The following is an 18,112-nucleotide window of genomic DNA, read 5'->3' as shown; positions in this document are numbered from 1 at the left end:
TGGACGCCAAGGGCGAGATCGCCTCGCTGGCCGACACCATCAACGGCATGATCGAGACCCTGGCCATCTTCGCCGACCAGGTGACCAACGTGGCCCGCGAGGTGGGGATCGAGGGCAAGCTGGGCGGACAGGCGCGGGTGCCGGGCGCCGCCGGCCTGTGGCGCGACCTGACCGACAACGTCAACCAGCTGGCCGGCAATCTGACCACCCAGGTGCGCGCCATCGCCGAGGTGTCGACTGCGGTGACCAAGGGCGAGCTGACCCGCTCCATCACCGTCGAGGCCTCCGGCGAGGTCGCGGCGCTGAAGGACAACATCAACGAGATGATCCGCAATCTGAAGGATCAGACGCTGAAGAACACCGAACAGGACTGGCTGAAGACCAACCTGGCCCGGTTCACCCGCATGCTGCAGGGCGAGCGCGACCTGGCCACGGTGTCGAACATGGTGCTGTCGGAACTGGCCCCGCTGATCAACGCCCAGCACGCCGTCTTCTATGTCGCCGACAAGGACGCCGAGGAGGAACCGATCCTGGTGCTGGCCGCGGCCTACGCCTCGACCGAGCGCGAACAGCTGTCGCCGACCTTCCGCCTCGGCCAGAGCCTGATCGGGCAGTGCGCCAAGGAAAAGGAGCGCATCCTGCTGACCAATGTGCCCCGCGATTATGTCCAGATCGGCTCGGGTCTGGGCGGGGCGGCGCCGCTGAACATCATCATCCTGCCGGCCCTGTTCGAGGGCGAGGTCAAGGCGGTGATCGAGCTGGCCACCTTCGGCGAGTTCTCGGAGACCCACCAGTCGTTCCTGAGCCAGCTGATGGAGTCGGTCGGCATCGTGCTGAGCACCATCGCCGCCAACATGCGGACCGAAGGGCTTCTGAGCCAGTCCCAGCTGCTGACCGCCGAACTCCAGGCGCAGCAGGAAGAGCTGAAGATGACCAACGACCGGCTGGAGCAGCAGGCCGCGAGCCTGCGCCAGTCCGAGGAGCTGCTGCGCGCCAAACAGGAGGAGCTGCAGCAGTCCAACGCCGAGCTGGAGGAAAAGGCGGTCCTGCTGTCGGCCCAGAACAAGCAGGTGGAGGCCAAGAATTTCGAGGTCGAGCAGGCGCGTTTCGCGCTGGAGGAAAAGGCCGAACAGCTGGCCCTGACGTCGAAATACAAGTCCGAATTCCTGGCCAATATGAGCCACGAGCTGCGGACGCCGCTGAACAGCCTGCTGATCCTGTCGAAGATGCTCAGCGAGAACACCCAGGGCAATCTGACCGGCAAGCAGGTGGAGTTCGCCAAGAACATCCACGCCGCCGGCTCCGACCTGCTGGGGCTGATCAACGACATCCTCGACCTGTCGAAGATCGAGTCCGGCACCGTCACCCTCGACATCGGCGAGACCCGTTTCGACTCCCTGCGCGACCAGATGGAGCGGACCTTCGCCCAGATCGCCCAGGACAAGAAGCTGGGCTTCCGGATCGATCTCGATCCCGCCCTGCCGGCGGCCATGTACACGGACGACAAGCGGCTGCAGCAGATCATCAAGAACCTGCTGTCCAACGCCTTCAAATTCACCGCCGCCGGCGAGGTGAGGCTGAGCGTGAAGCGGGTTGAGAGCGGCTGGAGTCCCGGCAACGAGCACCTGAACACCTCCGGCCAGGTGCTGGCCTTCTCGGTGTGCGACAGCGGCATCGGCATTCCCGAGGACAAGCAGCGGATCATCTTCGAGGCCTTCCAGCAGGCCGACGGCACGACCAGCCGCAAATACGGCGGCACCGGCCTGGGCCTGTCGATCAGCCGCGAGATCACCCGCACCCTGGGCGGCGAGTTGAAGGTCGAGAGCGAGCCCGACAAGGGCTCGACCTTCACCCTCTATCTGCCGCTCAACTTCAGCCCGAGCGCGGTCGTTGCGGGTCCGGCCGGGCGCGAGCCGGGCCAGGCCGTCACCGTGCGCACCGTGCCCGTCGAGGAAGAAGCGGAGACGGTGGAGACGGTCAGCGACGACCGCGACAGCCTGGCGGCCGGAGAGCCGGTGATCCTGATCGTCGAGGACGATCCCCGCTTCGCCTCCATCCTGCTGGGTCTGGTCCACGATCGCGGCTTCAAGGGGGTGATCACCCAGCAGGGCGCCGCCGTCGCCTCGCTGGCGCGGCGTTATGCGCCGGAGGCGATCATCCTCGATGTCGGCCTGCCGGACATGGACGGCCTGGCCCTGCTGGACCTGCTGAAGCGGACCCCCGAGACGCGCCATATCCCGGTGCATGTCATTTCGGGCGACGACCAGGCGTCGCTGGGTCTGGCCATCGGCGCCTTCGGCTTCACCGCCAAGCCCGTCGACCGCGAGGGCGTCACCGCCAGCCTGGACGAGGTGCGGACCTTCATGACCGCCCCCGACCGCCGGCTGGTTTTCGTCGGTCCAAGCGGCCCGGCGGCGGCGAGCCTGAAGACCGCGTTCCGGTCGGTGACGCGCGTCGAGGGTCTGAAGGGGCTCGGCCGGGCGAAACTGAAGCCGGCCGACAGTCTGGTGGTGGACACGGCGGGCACGCCCGTGCCGGCTCTGGTCGACTATATGAAGGAGGCCGACCGGACCGTGCTGGTCTATGCGGGGGACCGGCTCGACGCGGCCGACGAGCGCCGGTTGCGGCTGGCGGTCTTCGCCGGTCAGGCGCGGCTGGCGCGGACGCCGGAACAGCTGCTGGAGCAGGCCACCCTGCTGCTGCACGCGCCGACCGACCGGCTCTCGGAAGCGGCCCGCGCGACCCTGGCCCAGACCCGCAAGGAGGACGCCATCCTGACCGGGCGGACGGCGCTGGTCATCGACGACGACATCCGCAACATCTTCTCCATGGCCAGCGCGCTGGAGGAGTTCGGCGTCGACCTGCATTACGCCGAGAGCGGCCGGGCCGGGCTGGACCTGCTGAGCCAGCATCCGGAGATCGACATCGTCCTGGTCGACATCATGATGCCGGACATGGACGGCTACGAGACGATCCGGGAGATCCGCTCGATCGCCCGGTTCGCAGACCTGCCGATCATCGCCGTCACCGCCAAGGCGATGAAGGGCGACCGGTCGAAATGCATCCAGGCCGGGGCCTCGGACTATGTCTCGAAGCCGGTCGACATCGACTATCTGATCTCGGTCATGCGGGTGTCGATCCAACGCACCGACGCGCAGCGGCTGGGCCGGCGGCCCGAGGCCGTCCGCCTTCCGGCGGACGCCTGATGGCGGGCGCGCGCAAGACCGCCGCCGCGCAGCCGCTCAAGGCGCGGGTGCTGATCGTCGACGACGACGAGCGCAACGCCTTCGCGGCCTCCGAGGCGCTGGAGGTGCTTGGGCACGAGCTGGTGGTGGCGCGCTCGGGCGAGGAGGCGCTGCGCCTGCTGCTGGGCCAGGAGTTCGCGGTCATCCTGCTGGACCTGCACATGCCGGGCATGGACGGCTACGAGACGGCGCGGCTGATCCGCGAGCACCCCCGCACGAGGGACACGCCGATCGTCTTCGTGACGGCCGTGTTCCGCGACGAGTCCCACATCTTCCAGGCCTATTCGGTCGGGGCGGTGGACGTGGTGTTCAAGCCGGTCGACCCCTTCATCCTGCGCTCCAAGGTGGCGATCCTCGCCGACCTGCACCTGAAGACGATCGAGGTCCGCCGCCAGGGCGAGGAGCGCTCCGCCCTGCTGGAGGAGAACGCCCGGATCAGCGAACAGAAGCTGGCGGCGGAGATGGCCCTGCGGGCGGCGCGGGAACGGCAGGACGCCATTCTAAAGTCGCTGCCGGTGGTGTTCACGGCCCGCACCAGCGTCCACCCGTTCGGAGCGCGGTTCGTCAGCGACAGCATCACGCCTCTGACCGGCTTCGAGCCCAATCGCTTCGTCGAGGAGCCGGAGATCGGGCTGGGACGGATTCACCCCGACGATGTCGAGGGGGTGATCAATTGCCTGCTGAAGGCGTCGGAGACCGGAGCCTACGCCTGCGAATACCGGTGGCAGTGCGCCGACGGCCAGTACCGGACCTTCCTCGACCAGGGCGTCTGGACCGTGGACGAGGACGGCGAGAGCCAGATCCTCGGCACCCTGCTGGACGTGACCGAGCGGCGGCATCTCGAGGAGCAGCTGACCCAGGCGCGCAAGATGGAGGCCGTCGGCCAGCTGACCGGCGGTGTCGCGCACGATTTCAACAATCTGCTGACCGTGGTGCTGGGCAACGCCGACATCCTGCTGCGCCGGATCGAGGACCAGCCGAACGTGGTCAAACACCTGACGGCCATCCGCGCCGCGGCCGACAAGGGCCAGACCCTGACCCGTCAGCTGCTGGCCTTCTCGCGGCGACAGCAGTTGAACCCGAGCGTGGTCGACCTGAACGGTCTGATCCGGGACTTCCTGCCGCTGATGAGACAGGCTGTGGGCGAGGGAGTGGCGATCGAGCTGGAGCTGGGGGCGGAGCCGCTCCACGCCATGGTCGATCCGACCCATCTGGAGACCGCCCTGTTGAACCTGGCGGTCAACGCCCGCGACGCCATGGACAGCGACGGCGTGCTGACGATCCGCGCCCGGCGCGCGGTCGGCGACGACGGCGCCGCCGTCGGGGAGATCCGGGTATCCGACACCGGCTCGGGGATGAGCGCGGAGGTGGCCGACCGGGTGTTCGAGCCGTTCTACACCACCAAGGACATCGGCCGGGGCTCGGGGCTGGGCCTGTCCCAGGTCTACGGCTTCGTGGCCCAGTCCGGCGGACGGGTCGAGGTGGACAGCACCCCGGGCGAAGGCGCGGCCTTCACCCTGACCCTGCCCCTCACCACGGACCTTCCGGCGGAGATCGCCGCGCCCGGCGAAGTGATCGAAGCCGAGACCGGGTCGGAGCGGATCCTGATCGTCGAGGACGACCCGGCGGTGCTGAGCGTCTGCCTCGATATGCTCAACGGGCTCGGTTACCGCTGCGACGTGGCGGCGGACGCGGCCGGAGCCCTGCACCGGCTGGCCGGCGACCAGAGCTACGACCTGCTGTTCTCGGACGTGGTCATGCCCGGCGGGCTGAACGGGATCGAGCTGGCGCGCCGGGCCCAGAAGATGCGGCCGGAGCTGAAGGTGCTGCTGACCTCGGGCTATCTGGGTGACGCGGTGCAGGGCCTGTCGCACGAGTTCGCCCTGATCGAGAAGCCGTACGAACGGGCGGCGCTGGCGGCGCAGATCCGCGGCGTGCTGACGAGCCCCCCGGCGGCCGCCCCCCGCCCCGCCGGTCTCAAGGCGTCGCCGGCCTGACCACGGGCGGCTGCGGCCCGGTCCTTGCGGATTGCGCCTCGAAGGAGGCTCTTCCGATGGCCTGGACGGCGATATCGACCCGAAATGAGACACTTCCCATCGTCCGGGGAGGATGGCTCGACGCGCTGCGTTTCATCGTGGCCGGGCTGATCATTCTGCATCACTTCCAGGGCGCGGGACCGATCGCCCTGGCCGAGAGCCTGCATCCGGTGTTCGAGCGGGGCGGCTTCCTGCTGACCAATTTCTTCCTGATCGACAGCGGCTATGTGCTGATGCGGGTCTACGGCGCCTCGGTGGCGGCGGGCCGGATGTCGGCGGGCGACTTCTTCCTGAAGCGCTATCTGCGGGTGCTGCCCGCCCACCTCATGATGGGGCTGAGCCTTGTCGTCCTGATCGTCGGCGGCGGCCTGCTGGGCTTCGCGCCCCGGGCGCCGGAGTGGTTCCGCTGGGACCAGCTGTGGGCCCAGCTGACCCTGACGCAGGCGTTCGGCGTGCCGGGCGGCTACGGCTGGAACGCGCCAAGCTGGTCGATCTCGGCCCTGATCGGCTGCTACCTGGTCTTCCCGTGGCTGCTGAAAGGCCTGTCGCGGCTGGGGCCGTGGAGCGTGCTGGCGCTGGGCGTCGGCGGCTATCTGCTGGTCAACCAGCTGACCTGGAGCCTGCTGGGTTATCCGGTCTACCAGATGCCGATGGGCTACGGCTTCATCCGCGCCCTGCCCCTGTTCGCCCTCGGCATGGCGCTGGCCTGGTTCGCCCAGAAGGTCTGGATCAGCCCGCGGCTGGCGGGTTGGGCCGGGATCGGCGCGGCCTTGGCGCTGGCCTTGGTCCAGTATTTCGACAAGCACGCGCTTGTCTCGCTGGCCTGCATCTCGATCATCATCCTCGCGGCGGGCGCGACGCCGACGCCCCGGCCTTCGAAATGGGTCGAGAAGGCGGCCCAGGTCTCGTTCTCGATGTTCATCACCAACGAGGTGGTGCGGATCGCCTGGTTCGGCGTCGTCAATGTCGCCATCGCCCGCTTCGCCCTGCCTGTCGGCGTGCAGTGGGCGCTGTGGGCGGCGGGCGTGGTCGCGGCCTTCGCCTTCGCCTTCCTGTTCCACTTCACCATCGACAACCCGATCCAGAACCGCATCCGGGCCTGGCTGAAGCGGCGGTCACGTCGCCCCGCGGCCGCGACCCAGCCGGTCGTGTCGCTGGAGGGCTGACCCTCGCAGGATCAGCCGGCGCAGCCCGTCGCGTCGCCGGCCTCGGTCCGCCCGCCCTTCATGACCAGACGCGGCGTGCGCAGCGGCGCCAGGCCCTGCGTCGGATCGCCTTCGACGGCGACCAGATCGGCCCAGGCGTTCGTCCGCAGGACGCCGAGCCCGTCATCGCCGAGCAGACGCCCCGCCTCCCAGGTCGCCGACTGCAACGCCTGCGTCGGCGAAAGGCCGGCCTCGACATAGCCGTCCATGGTCGCGCGCGAGCCGGCGCCCCGCCCGGGGCCGTAGGGGATGTAGAGATCCGAGCCCAGGGCGATGCGCACGCCCAGCCGATGCGCGCGCGCCAGCCGTTCCCGGCCTGTCTGGAGATGACGGTCGATTTCCTCGCGCGGCGGCTGTTCCGGCCAGGTGGAGGTGAACTCAAGCGCCATCTCCAGCGACGCGTCGGTCGGCACCAGCCAGACGCCTTTCGACGCCATCAGCCGAAGGGTCTCGTCAGAGACTTCATAGGCGTGCTCGATCGAGGTGACGCCGGCCTCGACGGCCTCGCGGATCGCCTCGTCCGAGGTGGCGTGGGCAGCCACGGGAATGTCGTGGCGCCGGGCCTCGGACACCACGGCCGCCATCTCGGCCACAGACATACGGGTGCGCTGAGGCGTCGCCTCCGGGTACATCTTGATGACATCGGCGCCGCGGGCCACGGCGTCGCGTACAGCGGCGCGGGCGTCGTCGGGGCTGCTGACGATGCGGTATTCGGCGTCGACGAGGTGGTGCGGATCGGACGGCATCGGCTCCATCTGGCCGCCAGCGGGCGCCAGACCGGGGCCCGATCCATAGATGCGCGGTCCGGAGACGAGGCCGTCGTTGATCCCGCGCTCCAGCATCAGGTCCAGATATCCGCCGGAATTGCCGAGGTCGCGAACGGTGGTGAAGCCGGCCTCCAGATACTGACGTCCCCGACGGGCCCCGCTCAGCACCCTGTACACGTCGCCCTGGGCCGCCTGGTCGCGCGCGGCGACGTCGGACAGGCCCTCGCCCTCGCGTTGTTCCAGCAGCAGGTGGGTATGGGCGTCGATCAACCCCGGCAGGACCGAACAGCGGGACAGGTCGACGACGGTCGCGCCTTCGGGGGCCGCCAGTCCCTGCCCGACCTCGGCGACGCGCTCGCCGCGGATCAGGATGTCGCGCGGCCCGACCATGCGGCCGGCCTCCGAGTCGAACAGGTTTCCGGCTCTCACCAGGGTGACAGGCTGGGGCCCGCGCTGCGCGGCGGCCGCGGTGGGGAGGCAGGCGGCGAGCAGGGCCGCGGCGGCGGCGAAGGTCAGGCGGGACATGGCGGCTCCGGATCTGGGTCCTGACTCGAGGCCCGCGCCCGGCCCGGCGGATGCGAACCGCCGGATGAAATCGCTGTAAGGTTCGATGCAGACGACCGTCAGATCGGCATCCGCATGATCTCCTGATAGGCGGAGATGACCTGGTCGCGGACGGCCATGACGGTCTCCAGCGAGGCCTCGGCCGAGCTGACCGCGGTGACGACGTCGATCAGGCTGCCCTGACCCTGGACCATCGAGGTCATCTGGGTCTCGGCCGCGCGCGTGGTCTGTGTCATGTCGCCCATGACGCTGCTCAGCATGTCGGCGAAGCCGGGCCCGGCCGGAGCGGCCGCGGGCGCGACCGGCGTCGCGCCGCCCTGGATCGCCGCATAGGCCTTGGCCGCCATCAAGGGGTTCATCGCTCAGTCCTATTTCTTGAGGATGTCGAGGGTGCGGGTGTCCATCGACCGCGCCGTCTCGATGACGTTGAGGTTGGCCTCGTAGGCCCGCTGGGCCTCGCGCATGTCCATGGCCTCGACGAGGGTGTCGACGTTGGGACGCAGCACATAGCCCTCGGCGTTGGCGGCCGGGTGGGACGGGTCGTATTCGCTCTTGAAGTCGCCCATATCGGGCCGGACCTCGGCCAGGGTGACGCCGGTGGCCCCGTCGATCTCGCGGGCCTGAAAGACCGGGATCTGGCGGCGGTAGGGCTGGCCGCCGGCGACATCGGCCGTCGACTGGGCGTTGGCGATGTTCTCGGCGATGACGCGCATCCGCGACTGCTGGGCCTTCAGCGCGCTGGCGGCGACGGCCATGGCGCTGTTTCTCGGGGGGACGGGATCGGTCATCGGCTATCGTTCCTCAGCGGCCCGGCGCGCGGGCGGCCATGCGCAGCATCTGCATGGATTTCTGGTAGAGACCGATGGCGGCGTCATAAGCCATGCGGCTCTCGGCCATCTTCAGCATCTGCTCCTCGACCACGACGGAGTTGCCGTCGAGCGTGGTCTCGGAGTCGGGCGCCTTGTGAGCGTCGAAGCGGGCGGCCGGACCCGCGGGCGCGATGTGCATGGCGCTGGTGCGGGTCATCGGCAGGGCGCCGCCGCCGCGCAGGGCCGCCGCGAAATCGGTCGGCTGGTTGAGGTCCCGGCCGACATAGCCGGGCGTATCGGCGTTGGCGACGTTCTCGGCGATGACGCGCTGGCGCTCATCCAGCCACGACAGGCGGCCCTTGATCTGGCTAAGCAGCGGCAGGTCGGCGATGGCCAAGGGCGTCTTCCTCCCTCTGTGCGGGCCGGGCGCGATTCGCCCACGGTTCGATGGGCAGAAACTGCCGCCTCCATGGTTAATGGGAGGTTATCTCAACGCGTCGTTAACCATGATCGCGGAAGGCTGGAGCGCCGGACAAGCTTCGCCGGCGGGGCGGCTGTCGCATGAATTTCCTCGATCTGCTGCGGGCGCTGTTCGCCCTGGCCTTCACCCTCGGCATCATCGGCCTCGCCGCCTGGGCCGCGCGCCGCTATGCGCCCCAGCTGATGGCGAAGCTCAGCGCCGAGCGCGGCGAGCGACGCATGACGGTGGTCGAGACCTTGGTGCTGGACCCCGCGCGCCGGCTGGTGCTGGTCCGGATCGACGACGAGGAGCGGCTGCTGATCCTCGGCGAGGGGCGGGAGCTGATCGAGCCGCGCGGCCCCGGGACGGATGCGGGAGCGGGCGCGTGAGCCCCAGGGCCGTCTTCGGGGGCGTCTTCGTCATGCCCACCCGCGCCGAACTGAAGCGCGCGGCGCTGCTGTCGCTGATGACCACCGCCCTGTGTCTGGTGTGGCCGCTGGCGGCGTTGGCCCAGGACCTGGCCGGGGCGACGGCGGGCGGGTCGGGCGCGGCGATCAATGTCGACCTCGGGACCGGCGCGGGACTGACCGAGCGGGTCGTGCAACTGGTCGGACTGATGACGGTGCTGTCCCTGGCGCCGTCGATCGTGATCATGACCACCAGTTTCGTGCGCATCGTCGTGGTGCTGTCGTTGCTGCGCACCGCGCTCGGCATGCAGCAGTCGCCGCCCAACGCCGTGCTGGTGTCCCTCGCCCTGTTCCTGAGCGCCATCGTCATGGCTCCGACGTGGCAGGACGCCTATGATTCGGGCATCCGCCCCCTGCTGGACCAGCAGATGGAGCTGCCCCAGGCCTTCGATGCGGCCTCCGAACCTGTGAAGACTTTCATGCTCGAGCAGGTCGACCGGGACGACCTCGCCCTGTTCACCCGGCTGTCCAATGTGGAGGCGCAGACTCCCCTCGCCGACCTGCCCCTGAGGGTGGTCACTCCAGCCTTCATGATCAGCGAGTTGAAGCGGGCCTTCGAAATCGGATTTCTCCTTTTCGTTCCGTTCCTTGTGATCGATCTGGTGGTCGCCAGCGTACTCATGTCGATGGGCATGATGATGCTGCCTCCGGTAGTGATTTCCCTCCCGTTCAAGCTGATCTTTTTCGTGCTCGTGGACGGCTGGAGACTGGTCGCCGGAAGCCTTGTCGAGAGCTTCCAGAGGGCCTCGGGAACCGGTTAAATCCCCAGCCCGTGGGGGTTTGAACGGCAATGTCGCTTGCCAAGGGAATAAAAACCGGCGTCAATCCGTCCGTCATCGCCCTTGAATCGAGGGGCGAGCTTCAATCGGGAAACCACCCACAATGACCACTCAAGCCGAACTCATCGCCGCCGTCGCCAAGGACGCGGGCGTCTCGCAAGCCGACGCCGGCAAGGTGCTGGCCGCCATCGTCGAGAACATCCAGAAGTCCCTGACCTCGGGCGGCGATGTTCGCATCTCGAACCTGGGCGTGTTCGACACCGCCGCCCGCGCCGCCCGCGAAGGCCGCAACCCGGCCACCGGCGCGACCATCAAGATCGCCGCTTCCAAGGCCGTGCGCTTCCGGGTGTCGAAGCCGCTCAAGGATGCGGTCAACAAGTAAGACCTTCACAGGTCAGGCGGCCGGTCTCGCAGGAGCCGCCGCTGCAGCTTGAGGACGGGCGGGGGCCGCGGGTCGGTTCCCGCCCGTTTTCTGTCTGAGATCGGCCTTCATGGTCGCCACCCAGCCGGCGAAGGTGTCGGCCGAAGCCGTCAGGCCGGCGAAATCGCCGGCGGAGGGGCCGTCTCCCTCCCCTGCATCCAGAGCGATCGACAGGGCCGACTTCGCCCGCGCTCCGGCGACGAAGGGGCGGTAGTTGCGGGACAGGCGCGTCAGGGCCGGCGCGTTGCGGCCGAGAGAATAGCCGACCCCCGCCCGAATCAGACGGGCCTCCTCGTCCGCCGTCAGGGCGGTCGGATCCTTGAAGCGGTCGCCGAGACGGGCTTCGTACAGGGCGGCGGCCTCGGCCCATTTCTCCTGTTTCCATAAGATCTCGGCGCGGACATCGCGGGCCTCGGCGGTGGAGTCCGAGCCCAGCACCTCCAGCGCGTGGTCATAACGGCCAAGTCCCGCCAGGGCCCGGGCCTCCAGCGCGCGGCGCTCCGCGTTCAGGGCGGACGGCAACAGGGTGGTGCGCGAGCTCCAGATGGCCTGCAGCGCGGCTTCGGGCTGGCGGTCCATCAGATAGACGGTGGCGAGATCGGTGGCGACCTGGGCCTTGGCCACGCCGTCCAGCCGGTTGTCGACCTGGTATTTGAGCAGTTCGGCGGCTTGGTCGAGCAAATCGACGTCGACCAGCCGGCGGGCGAGACGGCGAACCATCTCGTCCCCGTCGGCGCCGATCGGGGTCAGTTCGCGGAAGTCGTAGAACAGACCCAGCGCCTGCACCGGCTGCAGCCCATCGGCGCCGCCCTCGAGGAACAGCATGCGGAAGGCGGCGCCGAGGTCAGCCTGGATGTCGGCGGCGCCCTCGAGGCGGTGCAGGCCGGGACCGGCGCCCTTCAGGGCCGTCAGCGCCTCTCGGTACAGACCCTGGGACAGGTAGAGCTGGCCCAGCTGGCGGATCACGGCCAGTTCGGTGGCGTCGCCACGCCAGCGCCAGCGCAGGCCCTCCAGCGCTGCGGCGGCGTCGGCGGGCGTCATCTTGCCCCCGGCCAGCGACATGCGGACGGCCCCCAGTTTGGCCGGCACGGCGACGGCGTCGAGGGGCGCGCGGCCGATGACGGTGTAGACCGCCAGCGCCCGGTCCGACTGACCGTCGATCTCGAACAGCTTCGCCTGCACCAGACGGGCGGTCAGCTGATCGGCGGCGGGGGCTTCCTGGCTGAAGCTGTAGGCCAGCAGCGCGCGGGCGGCCTCAAGGTCGCCGGTCTCCAGCGCCGACAGGGCGTGGGCGGCGCCGAAGCGGGCCCGCCAGGCGGCCGGAAAGGCGTCGACGGCCGCGGCCCCGGCGGCGAAGGCCTGCCGGGCCGCGGCGTGGTCGCCCTGGGCCGAGGCCATGTAGCCGCGCCAGACGGCGGAAGCGGGGTCGCCGGCGACGGCGGCGGAGGCGAAGTCGCCCTGCGCCTCCTCGAACCGGCCGATGGACGCGCGGGCGGCCCCGCGCAGGCCGCGGACCTCGGGCTCGCCGGCCATGTTGGGCGCCTTGGCGACGATGGCGTTGAGCACGCCGACGGCCTCATAGCCGAGCCCCGAACCGACCAGGAAGCGGGCCAGGGCGAGGCGGGCCTCGATCGGGGCGCGGGGATTTTCGCCGGCGTCCATGGCCTCGGTGGCGGCGGCGTCCTGCAGCTGGCGGTGGCGAGCCGAAAAGCCGGCGTGGCCGACCTCGGCCCACTGGCTGAGGATCAGGCCGGGATAGCGGGCGCGGGCCGGGGCGCCGCCGTCGGCGGCCGCGGCGTCCAGCCCGGCCGACGGGAGCGACAGGGTCAGGCCCCCGGGTCGGCTGAGGGTGACCAGATCGCCGTCGGCGTGGACGGCCAGGTCCGCCGCCGAGGTCTCGACCGCAAGGCCGTGGGCCGTCGGCAGCAGGGCCAGGTCCACCATCTTGCGCCGGTCCGCGAATCCCTTGCCCGGGGCCAGGGCGGTGACGGCGGCGAAGCGGTCGCCGACCAGCGGATCGGTCAGCCAGACGGCGCGGGTGGCGCCGGCCATACGAGCGACCAGGGCGGGCTTGCCAGCATCGTCGCGGTCGATCCGGACGCCCTCGACGGCGACCGGCGGGCCGCCGATGGTCACGGTCCAGGTCGTGCCGTCGGCGACAGCGGAGACCGGCGCTCCGGTCGGCGCCGCGAGGCGGACGGCGACGTGATCCGGGCCGGCGGTCCAGTGGGCGTCGGAGGCAGGGCCGAGCTGCGTCGCGCCAGACATGTCGAGCCGGGCCGGCGTGTCGAACACGATCCAGACGGCCTCGCCGCGCCGGAACACGGCGGCGCCCACGGCGGTCGGCCAGCGGAAGGCCAGGCTGACCCTTGCGGCTGAGGCCTGGGCGACCACGGGCACGGTGGCGACCGGCGATCCGGCCCGCGGCGGAGGGGCCTCGGCGTACAGGTTCAGATAGACGGACCCGTCGGCGCTGCCCGAGCGGGCGTCGGCGCCCTCGGCCAGAGTCAGGACCAGTTCGGTCGCGCCCTCGACGGCGCGGGTCTCGACCTTGCTGACCCCGCGGGGCGGATCGACCTTCAGGCGCGAGACGTCGGGGGCGGCGGTCGAGCCGATGCGGACGATGACCTTGTCGCCCTCGCGGCGTACGCGCGACCGGGCGCCGATGACGCCGGCGAACTCGATCCGGGTGAACTCGGCGTTGGCTCCGATGCGGATGGTGATCGGGTCGACGGCGCCGCCCGCCTCCTGGGCGAGCGGGGCCAGGGGCGCGAAGGCGACCGCGCCGGCCGCGGCGGCGGCGACGGTGGTGCGAAGGATGCGCTTTGACGAGGCCCCGGACATGCGCGCGCACCCTCGCGCGCGTCGCCTTTCAACGCGGTTAACGGTTGGTGACCGCCGTCTCCAGCAGTCGCAGGGCGACGCGAAGGCAGTCGAGCCGGACCGGCCCGCGCCCGATGTCGCCGAAATGATGCTCCTCATGCACCGTGGGCGACCCGGCGGCGGCGAGCGCGAAATGCACCAGGCCGGGCTCATCGTCGGGGCCGGCGGCGCCCGCGAAGCCGGTGACGGACACGGCGATGGTGGCGCCGGAGCACCTGAGCGCCCCCTCGGCCATGGCCCGGGCGACCGGCTCGGACACCGCGCCATTCTGGTCGATCAGACGCGACGGCACCGCCAGCTCCTCGGCCTTGGCGTCGTTGGTGTAGACGACATAGCCCCGCTCGAAGACATGGGACCGGCCTTCCACATCGGTCAGAACGGAGGCGACCAGCCCGCCTGTGCAGCTTTCGGCTGTGGCGAGGGTCAGGCCCCGCTCGCAGGCCTGCTGCAGAACCCGATCGATCAGCGCCTCAACATCGTCCGGCAGGGCCGGGCTCAGGGTTTCCGTCATGAATCCGGAACGGTCACGCTGGCCCCGTGTTCCCGCGACAATGACGCCGCTTGTCCCGTCCCTCCTTCGGGCCGACATGAGGAGCCTCCCCGTCAGGACTTCGCCGTGACTCCGACCGAATATCCACCCCTCAAGACCTTCTCGACCGGCATTCGCTGCCGTTGCCCGCGCTGCGGCGAGGGCCCGTTGCTGAAGGGCTACCTCACCATCCGCGAGTCCTGTCCGAAGTGCGGCCTCGACTACGGCTTCGCCGAGCCCGCCGACGGCCCCGCCTTCTTCGGCATGAGCCTGGTCGGGGTGATCGGCATGGCGCTGTTCATGTGGTTCGAGTTCGGCGTTCACCCGCCGGTCTGGGTGCATATGGTGGTGACCATGCCGCTGCTGGTCATCGGCTGCCTCGGCGTGCTGCGGCCGTTGAAGGGCTGGCTGGTGGCCGAACAGTACGTCCACAAGGCCGCCCCGCCGGAGTTCGAAAGCGTCGGCAAGCACGGCGAAGGATCTCGCTGGCGCTGAGCGCGCCTCAGCCCTCGACCGCCGCCTCCGGTCCGTAGGCGTTGGGCCGGGGATCGCCCGGCTTGACGCCGACCCAGATCAGGAACCCCAGGGAAACGATCAGGGCGATGAAGGACACGGCCAGGGTCAGGCCCGCGCTGGCGAAGGCCGCGCCCATGGTGGCGGCGTTGGTGGCGGCCAACGCCGTGAACAGACCGAGGGCGGCTGAGCCTGCGGCCGGGATGAGCGCGATCAGGACCAGCCAGGCCGAACGACCAAAGTCGTGCAGCCGCTTCGCCATCAGGCAGGTCCAGGGCGCGATGAGCGCAAGCGAGACCAGCGGGCCGATGATCGGCATCAGGCCGGCCAGCAGGCCGACGCCAATCAGGACGGCGGCGCCGATCCAGAAGTCCTTGCGGCCGATCCGACCGTCGAGAGACAGAAAAAGGGGATACCAGTTCATGGATATTCTTTCGGCAGGCGGCTCAACGGCCGGCGGTGAAGACCTGTTCGATTGAGCCGTCGCTGATGGTCAGCGGGCCGGAAACCGGCGCTTCAAACAGGTAGCGCAGGCGGGCCTCGCGGCCGGGCTCAATGTAGACAAGCAGGGGAAGCTCGGCGGACCGGGGACCGCGGACCGGATACAGGGCGCTGCGGGTCGTGATCCTCACGCCGTCGGGACCCTGGGCGCTGATCTTGATCCAGCCCTTGGAGGTGGTGCGGACCCGGTCGCCCGGATTGCGCAGGGTCAGGAACACCTCCATGCGGCCGTCCCGCGCGCGGGCGACGCCGTCGATGCGGACGTCCAGTTCGCTCAGGGCCTTGAACCCGCCCGAGCCCGCCCCCGCCGCCGGAGGCGCAACCTGGCCGACCGTGACGCCGGAGACGTCGAACGCGATCGACCGGGCGTCGCTCTCACGGATGGCGACCACGCTCAGCGGCGAGACCCGTGACGCCGGGCTCATCACGAAGCGGAAGCTGAATTCCTCGCCCGGCCCGACCACCGGCGTGGCGTCGAAGGACTCCGGCGCTTCGGACGTGGCGCGCCAGATCTGGCTCTCGCTGACGCCGACACCGTCGATGTCCGTCATCACCGCCTTGAAGACGCCCGCGCCGATCAAGCGGTTGGCCCGGGTGGTGTTCCTGACGGTGAGGAAGACGTGCACCGAACCGTTGCGCGCGGCGACGGCGCGATCGAAGCGGACGTCGAAATCCTCCAGCTCATGGAAGACGCCGGCCGGGGACACGGGGCGTCCGGGCGAGGCGGGCGGCGGGGTCGTTTCCGGCGTCGGCGCCGGGGCCGGGGGCGGGGCAGGCGTGGGCGCAGGCGGGGGCGCCGGTTCCGGCTGCGGCGCGGGGGTCGCGGCTCGTTGTCCGGTCCAGTTGGACTTGCTGGTGGCGCCCTCGGCCTGCAACGTGCCGGTGAAGGTCCGGCGTTCGGCGTCGAAGGTCAGCACCACGTCCGAACGATGCGCGGCATAGAGGGACGCTCCCGTCAGGACACCGGCCTGGCCGCCGTCACGCAACTCCAGCCGCTCGCCCTCGCGCTCGCCGCCGTCGCTGTCCCGGACCATCAGCCGGCCGCGCAGCACCCCGTCCTGCTCGACCGCCAGGGTCACCCGCCCATAGGTCGTCACCCAGTCGCCGGCGAACGGCGCCAGATCCTGAGCCGGCGCGGACGGCGGCGACGTCGCGGCGTCTTCCGCCGGGTCCGGCCCGGCGATCCACGGCCTCTCTCCGACCTGGTTCAGGAACAGCAGGCGCCAGGCCGAGCCGCCCTGGGCGGCGAAGGCCGGCTGCGGCGCGCCGCCGCCCTGCCATTGGTTGCCCGCGTCGAGCGAGCGAATCCAGCCGAGCAGCAGATTTCGGAACTGGCCTGGATTCTCGCCCATGCCAGCCCCCTTGGCCGCCAGTTCGGTCTTGATCTGCTCCAGCCCTGCGTCGCCCAACAGCATCAGCTTGGTGAGCTGGACCGTGTTGAAGGCCGGCGGCAGGTCCTCGATCTTCCACTTCAACGAAGCGTTCTGGTAGCCGGGATCTTCGATCTTCAGATAGTCGCGGTTGAAGGTCGCCAGATCGATCGGGTGGTCGCTCTCGCCCCCATGCCCTCCGCCGGGCCGGGTCATGACCTCGTCGAAATGGGTCTCAGGATTCTTGAGATAGTCGGCCCACTCGTCCGCCGTCCGCCCGCTGACGCCCTTGATCAGCAGGTCCATCGGCGCCTGCATCATGGCGCGCAGCGCCTCGCGCGCCGGGGGCGGCAGGATGGCGTCGATGACCCCCGAGATGAAGGCGGCCGTGGCCACCACAGCGTCCGGCGTGCCCGCCATCGAGGCCAGGTGGTCGACCACATACTGGTCCATCACCGCCTTGGCCCGGGCCATGTCGGAGCCGCCTTCGTTGTAGACGATGGCCTTGGCGATCTCGTGGCTGACCGCGGGGAAGGCGGCGAGACCGTCGTCGATGTCCTTGATCCACGCGCGCTTGTACTCGGCCACCGGCCCGTGCAGGGCGGCGTAGGCCAGCCGTGCGGGGCCCGACCGGGACATCCGCTCGCGATCATAGGTCTCGACCTGGGCCTGGAGGCCGTTGCGCAGGGTCGAGAAGACGAAGGGAATCGACCGGGTCGTCCCCTCCCCCTTCATGAGGCTTCGCTCCAGCACGCTGCCGGGCCGCGCGTAGGTCAGCTCCTCGTAGATGAAGCCCTCGACCCCGGCGATGCTCGTCTGTTCCTGGGTGATCGTGCCGTAGTAGGTGGACCTTGAGCGCGTAACCTCCGGCTCGAGACCGAGGTCCTCGCGCTTCCGTTCATTCAGCGGTCCGCCCGTGGTCACCGTCGAGGAGACGGCGCTGACGGTCGAAGGCGTGCGTTTGCCGATATAGCCTTCGAGGACCAGATGTTTGACGGCATTGGTCGGATCGGGCGTCAAAGCGAATTCGCCGCCGGCGAAATGGTTGACGAAGGTGTGGGCGAAAACGTCGCCGGCGGCGTGGGTCAGGTAGCCGATGGTGAAGGCCCGCACCTGCGGGCTGCCGGACTCGACGAAGCCCCGGCGCCAGAGATGGCTCAGCCAGGCGTTGGAGCCGGCCGCGCCGCTGTCGTTGTCCAGCGCGTGGGCCGCTTCCGGATGGATGACCTGCTGGCCGGTCAAAATGTCCGGATAGGCGTCGGGACCGAGCACCCCGGCGCGGAATTGCTGGGGAGCCGCGCGCAGCGCCGCGAGGATGGCGGGATCGACCGGATATTCGCCGAGGACGCCCACGATCCGACCCGCGTGATAGTCGGTCTGGTAGATCGTCACCTTGCCGTTATCGAGCGCGTCGCGCAGGACTTCCTCGGCCAGATAGATGTGGGTCTTCGGCTTCCAGGCGTAGGCGGGGGCCGCCGGAAGCGAAGCCAGCATGGCGAAACCGCAGATGCCGCTGATCAGGGCGCGTCGGGCGCGCGAGGGCTTGAGCATGGCCATGAACCG

15 protein-coding genes are annotated in these 18,112 nt (G+C 69.8%); 7 read left to right on the top strand and 8 right to left on the bottom strand.

Annotation, left to right across the window (positions count from 1 at the left end):
* The 3 genes from V6M45_RS08495 to V6M45_RS08485 form a co-directional block, all read left to right on the top strand.
* On the top strand, nt 1-3,206 hold a 3,206-nt coding region (locus V6M45_RS08495; RefSeq protein WP_332655478.1), incomplete at its 5' end, for a response regulator.
* Nucleotides 3,206-5,242 (top strand): response regulator, encoded by a 2,037-nt coding sequence (locus V6M45_RS08490; protein WP_332655476.1) that lies wholly within the window; start codon nt 3,206-3,208, stop codon nt 5,240-5,242. The genes V6M45_RS08495 and V6M45_RS08490, both read left to right, overlap by 1 nt.
* 56 nt (nt 5,243-5,298) lie before the next feature.
* A complete protein-coding gene (locus tag V6M45_RS08485; RefSeq protein ID WP_332655475.1) occupies nt 5,299-6,447 on the top strand; it encodes an acyltransferase family protein in 1,149 nt (382 codons plus the stop codon).
* A gap of 11 nt (nt 6,448-6,458) precedes the next feature.
* Here V6M45_RS08485 and V6M45_RS08480 read toward each other — a convergent pair whose 3' ends face one another.
* The 4 genes from V6M45_RS08480 to flgB all read right to left on the bottom strand — a co-directional run bounded on the left by V6M45_RS08480 (nt 6,459) and on the right by flgB (nt 9,023).
* Nucleotides 6,459-7,778, bottom strand: coding sequence for an amidohydrolase family protein (locus tag V6M45_RS08480; protein WP_332655474.1), 1,320 nt, complete (start codon nt 7,776-7,778; stop codon nt 6,459-6,461).
* Between the two features lie 98 nt (nt 7,779-7,876).
* Nucleotides 7,877-8,176 (bottom strand): flagellar hook-basal body complex protein FliE, encoded by a 300-nt coding sequence (fliE, locus tag V6M45_RS08475; protein ID WP_332655473.1) that lies wholly within the window; start codon nt 8,174-8,176, stop codon nt 7,877-7,879.
* A 9-nt stretch (nt 8,177-8,185) separates the two neighbouring features.
* Entirely contained in the window at nt 8,186-8,572 is a 387-nt protein-coding gene (gene flgC, locus V6M45_RS08470; protein WP_332655482.1) for a flagellar basal body rod protein FlgC, read from the bottom strand.
* Between the two features lie 46 nt (nt 8,573-8,618).
* A complete protein-coding gene (flgB, locus tag V6M45_RS08465; RefSeq protein WP_332655472.1) occupies nt 8,619-9,023 on the bottom strand; it encodes a flagellar basal body rod protein FlgB in 405 nt (134 codons plus the stop codon).
* A 164-nt stretch (nt 9,024-9,187) separates the two neighbouring features.
* On the opposite strand from flgB, the gene V6M45_RS08460 reads away from it, so the two are divergent.
* The 3 genes from V6M45_RS08460 to V6M45_RS08450 all read left to right on the top strand — a co-directional run bounded on the left by V6M45_RS08460 (nt 9,188) and on the right by V6M45_RS08450 (nt 10,714).
* The gene (locus V6M45_RS08460) at nt 9,188-9,475 is read left to right on the top strand and encodes a FliO/MopB family protein (RefSeq protein ID WP_332655470.1); all 288 of its coding nucleotides are present in this window, start codon (nt 9,188-9,190) and stop codon (nt 9,473-9,475) included.
* A gap of 32 nt (nt 9,476-9,507) precedes the next feature.
* Nucleotides 9,508-10,314 (top strand): flagellar type III secretion system pore protein FliP, encoded by an 807-nt coding sequence (fliP, locus tag V6M45_RS08455; RefSeq protein WP_332655480.1) that lies wholly within the window; start codon nt 9,508-9,510, stop codon nt 10,312-10,314.
* Between the two features lie 121 nt (nt 10,315-10,435).
* The gene (locus V6M45_RS08450; RefSeq protein ID WP_324799332.1) at nt 10,436-10,714 is read left to right on the top strand and encodes an HU family DNA-binding protein; all 279 of its coding nucleotides are present in this window, start codon (nt 10,436-10,438) and stop codon (nt 10,712-10,714) included.
* 12 nt (nt 10,715-10,726) lie between these two features.
* Here V6M45_RS08450 and V6M45_RS08445 read toward each other — a convergent pair whose 3' ends face one another.
* Nucleotides 10,727-13,597, bottom strand: coding sequence for a tetratricopeptide repeat protein (locus tag V6M45_RS08445; protein ID WP_332655465.1), 2,871 nt, complete (start codon nt 13,595-13,597; stop codon nt 10,727-10,729).
* A gap of 37 nt (nt 13,598-13,634) precedes the next feature.
* Complete coding sequence (locus tag V6M45_RS08440) at nt 13,635-14,147, bottom strand: CinA family protein (RefSeq protein ID WP_332655463.1); 513 nt, start codon at nt 14,145-14,147, stop codon at nt 13,635-13,637.
* Between the two features lie 105 nt (nt 14,148-14,252).
* On the opposite strand from V6M45_RS08440, the gene V6M45_RS08435 reads away from it, so the two are divergent.
* Nucleotides 14,253-14,660 carry a DUF983 domain-containing protein gene (locus tag V6M45_RS08435; protein ID WP_332655461.1) on the top strand — a complete coding sequence of 136 codons (408 nt, stop codon included), beginning with the start codon at nt 14,253-14,255 and terminating at the stop codon, nt 14,658-14,660.
* Nucleotides 14,661-14,667: 7 nt separating this feature from the next.
* On the opposite strand, the gene V6M45_RS08430 is transcribed toward V6M45_RS08435, so the two are convergent.
* On the bottom strand, nt 14,668-15,102 hold the full coding sequence (locus V6M45_RS08430; protein WP_332655459.1) for a DUF805 domain-containing protein: 435 nt from the start codon (nt 15,100-15,102) through the stop codon (nt 14,668-14,670).
* Between the two features lie 22 nt (nt 15,103-15,124).
* Nucleotides 15,125-18,106 (bottom strand): hypothetical protein, encoded by a 2,982-nt coding sequence (locus tag V6M45_RS08425; RefSeq protein WP_332655456.1) that lies wholly within the window; start codon nt 18,104-18,106, stop codon nt 15,125-15,127.
* Nucleotides 18,107-18,112: the final 6 nt, after the last annotated feature.

The organism is Brevundimonas sp. (assembly GCF_036676055.1).
GTDB lineage: Bacteria > Pseudomonadota > Alphaproteobacteria > Caulobacterales > Caulobacteraceae > Brevundimonas.
Note: the sequence above shows the minus strand (reverse complement) of the source record. Positions and strands in the feature narration are given on the sequence as shown.

Bases quoted from the DNA above. Each gene is read 5' to 3' on its own strand.
- V6M45_RS08430 (WP_332655459.1), bottom strand. From the start codon at position 15,102: ATGAACTGGTATCCCCTTTTTCTGTCTCTCGACGGTCGGATCGGCCGC.
- fliE (WP_332655473.1), bottom strand. From the start codon at position 8,176: ATGAACCCCTTGATGGCGGCCAAGGCCTATGCGGCGATCCAGGGCGGC.
- fliP (WP_332655480.1), top strand. From the start codon at position 9,508: ATGCCCACCCGCGCCGAACTGAAGCGCGCGGCGCTGCTGTCGCTGATG.
- V6M45_RS08485 (WP_332655475.1), top strand. From the start codon at position 5,299: ATGGCCTGGACGGCGATATCGACCCGAAATGAGACACTTCCCATCGTC.
- V6M45_RS08450 (WP_324799332.1), top strand. From the start codon at position 10,436: ATGACCACTCAAGCCGAACTCATCGCCGCCGTCGCCAAGGACGCGGGC.
- V6M45_RS08440 (WP_332655463.1), bottom strand. From the start codon at position 14,147: ATGACGGAAACCCTGAGCCCGGCCCTGCCGGACGATGTTGAGGCGCTG.
- V6M45_RS08460 (WP_332655470.1), top strand. From the start codon at position 9,188: ATGAATTTCCTCGATCTGCTGCGGGCGCTGTTCGCCCTGGCCTTCACC.
- V6M45_RS08425 (WP_332655456.1), bottom strand. From the start codon at position 18,106: ATGGCCATGCTCAAGCCCTCGCGCGCCCGACGCGCCCTGATCAGCGGC.
- flgC (WP_332655482.1), bottom strand. From the start codon at position 8,572: ATGGCCGTCGCCGCCAGCGCGCTGAAGGCCCAGCAGTCGCGGATGCGC.
- V6M45_RS08445 (WP_332655465.1), bottom strand. From the start codon at position 13,597: ATGTCCGGGGCCTCGTCAAAGCGCATCCTTCGCACCACCGTCGCCGCC.
- V6M45_RS08480 (WP_332655474.1), bottom strand. From the start codon at position 7,778: ATGTCCCGCCTGACCTTCGCCGCCGCCGCGGCCCTGCTCGCCGCCTGC.
- V6M45_RS08490 (WP_332655476.1), top strand. From the start codon at position 3,206: ATGGCGGGCGCGCGCAAGACCGCCGCCGCGCAGCCGCTCAAGGCGCGG.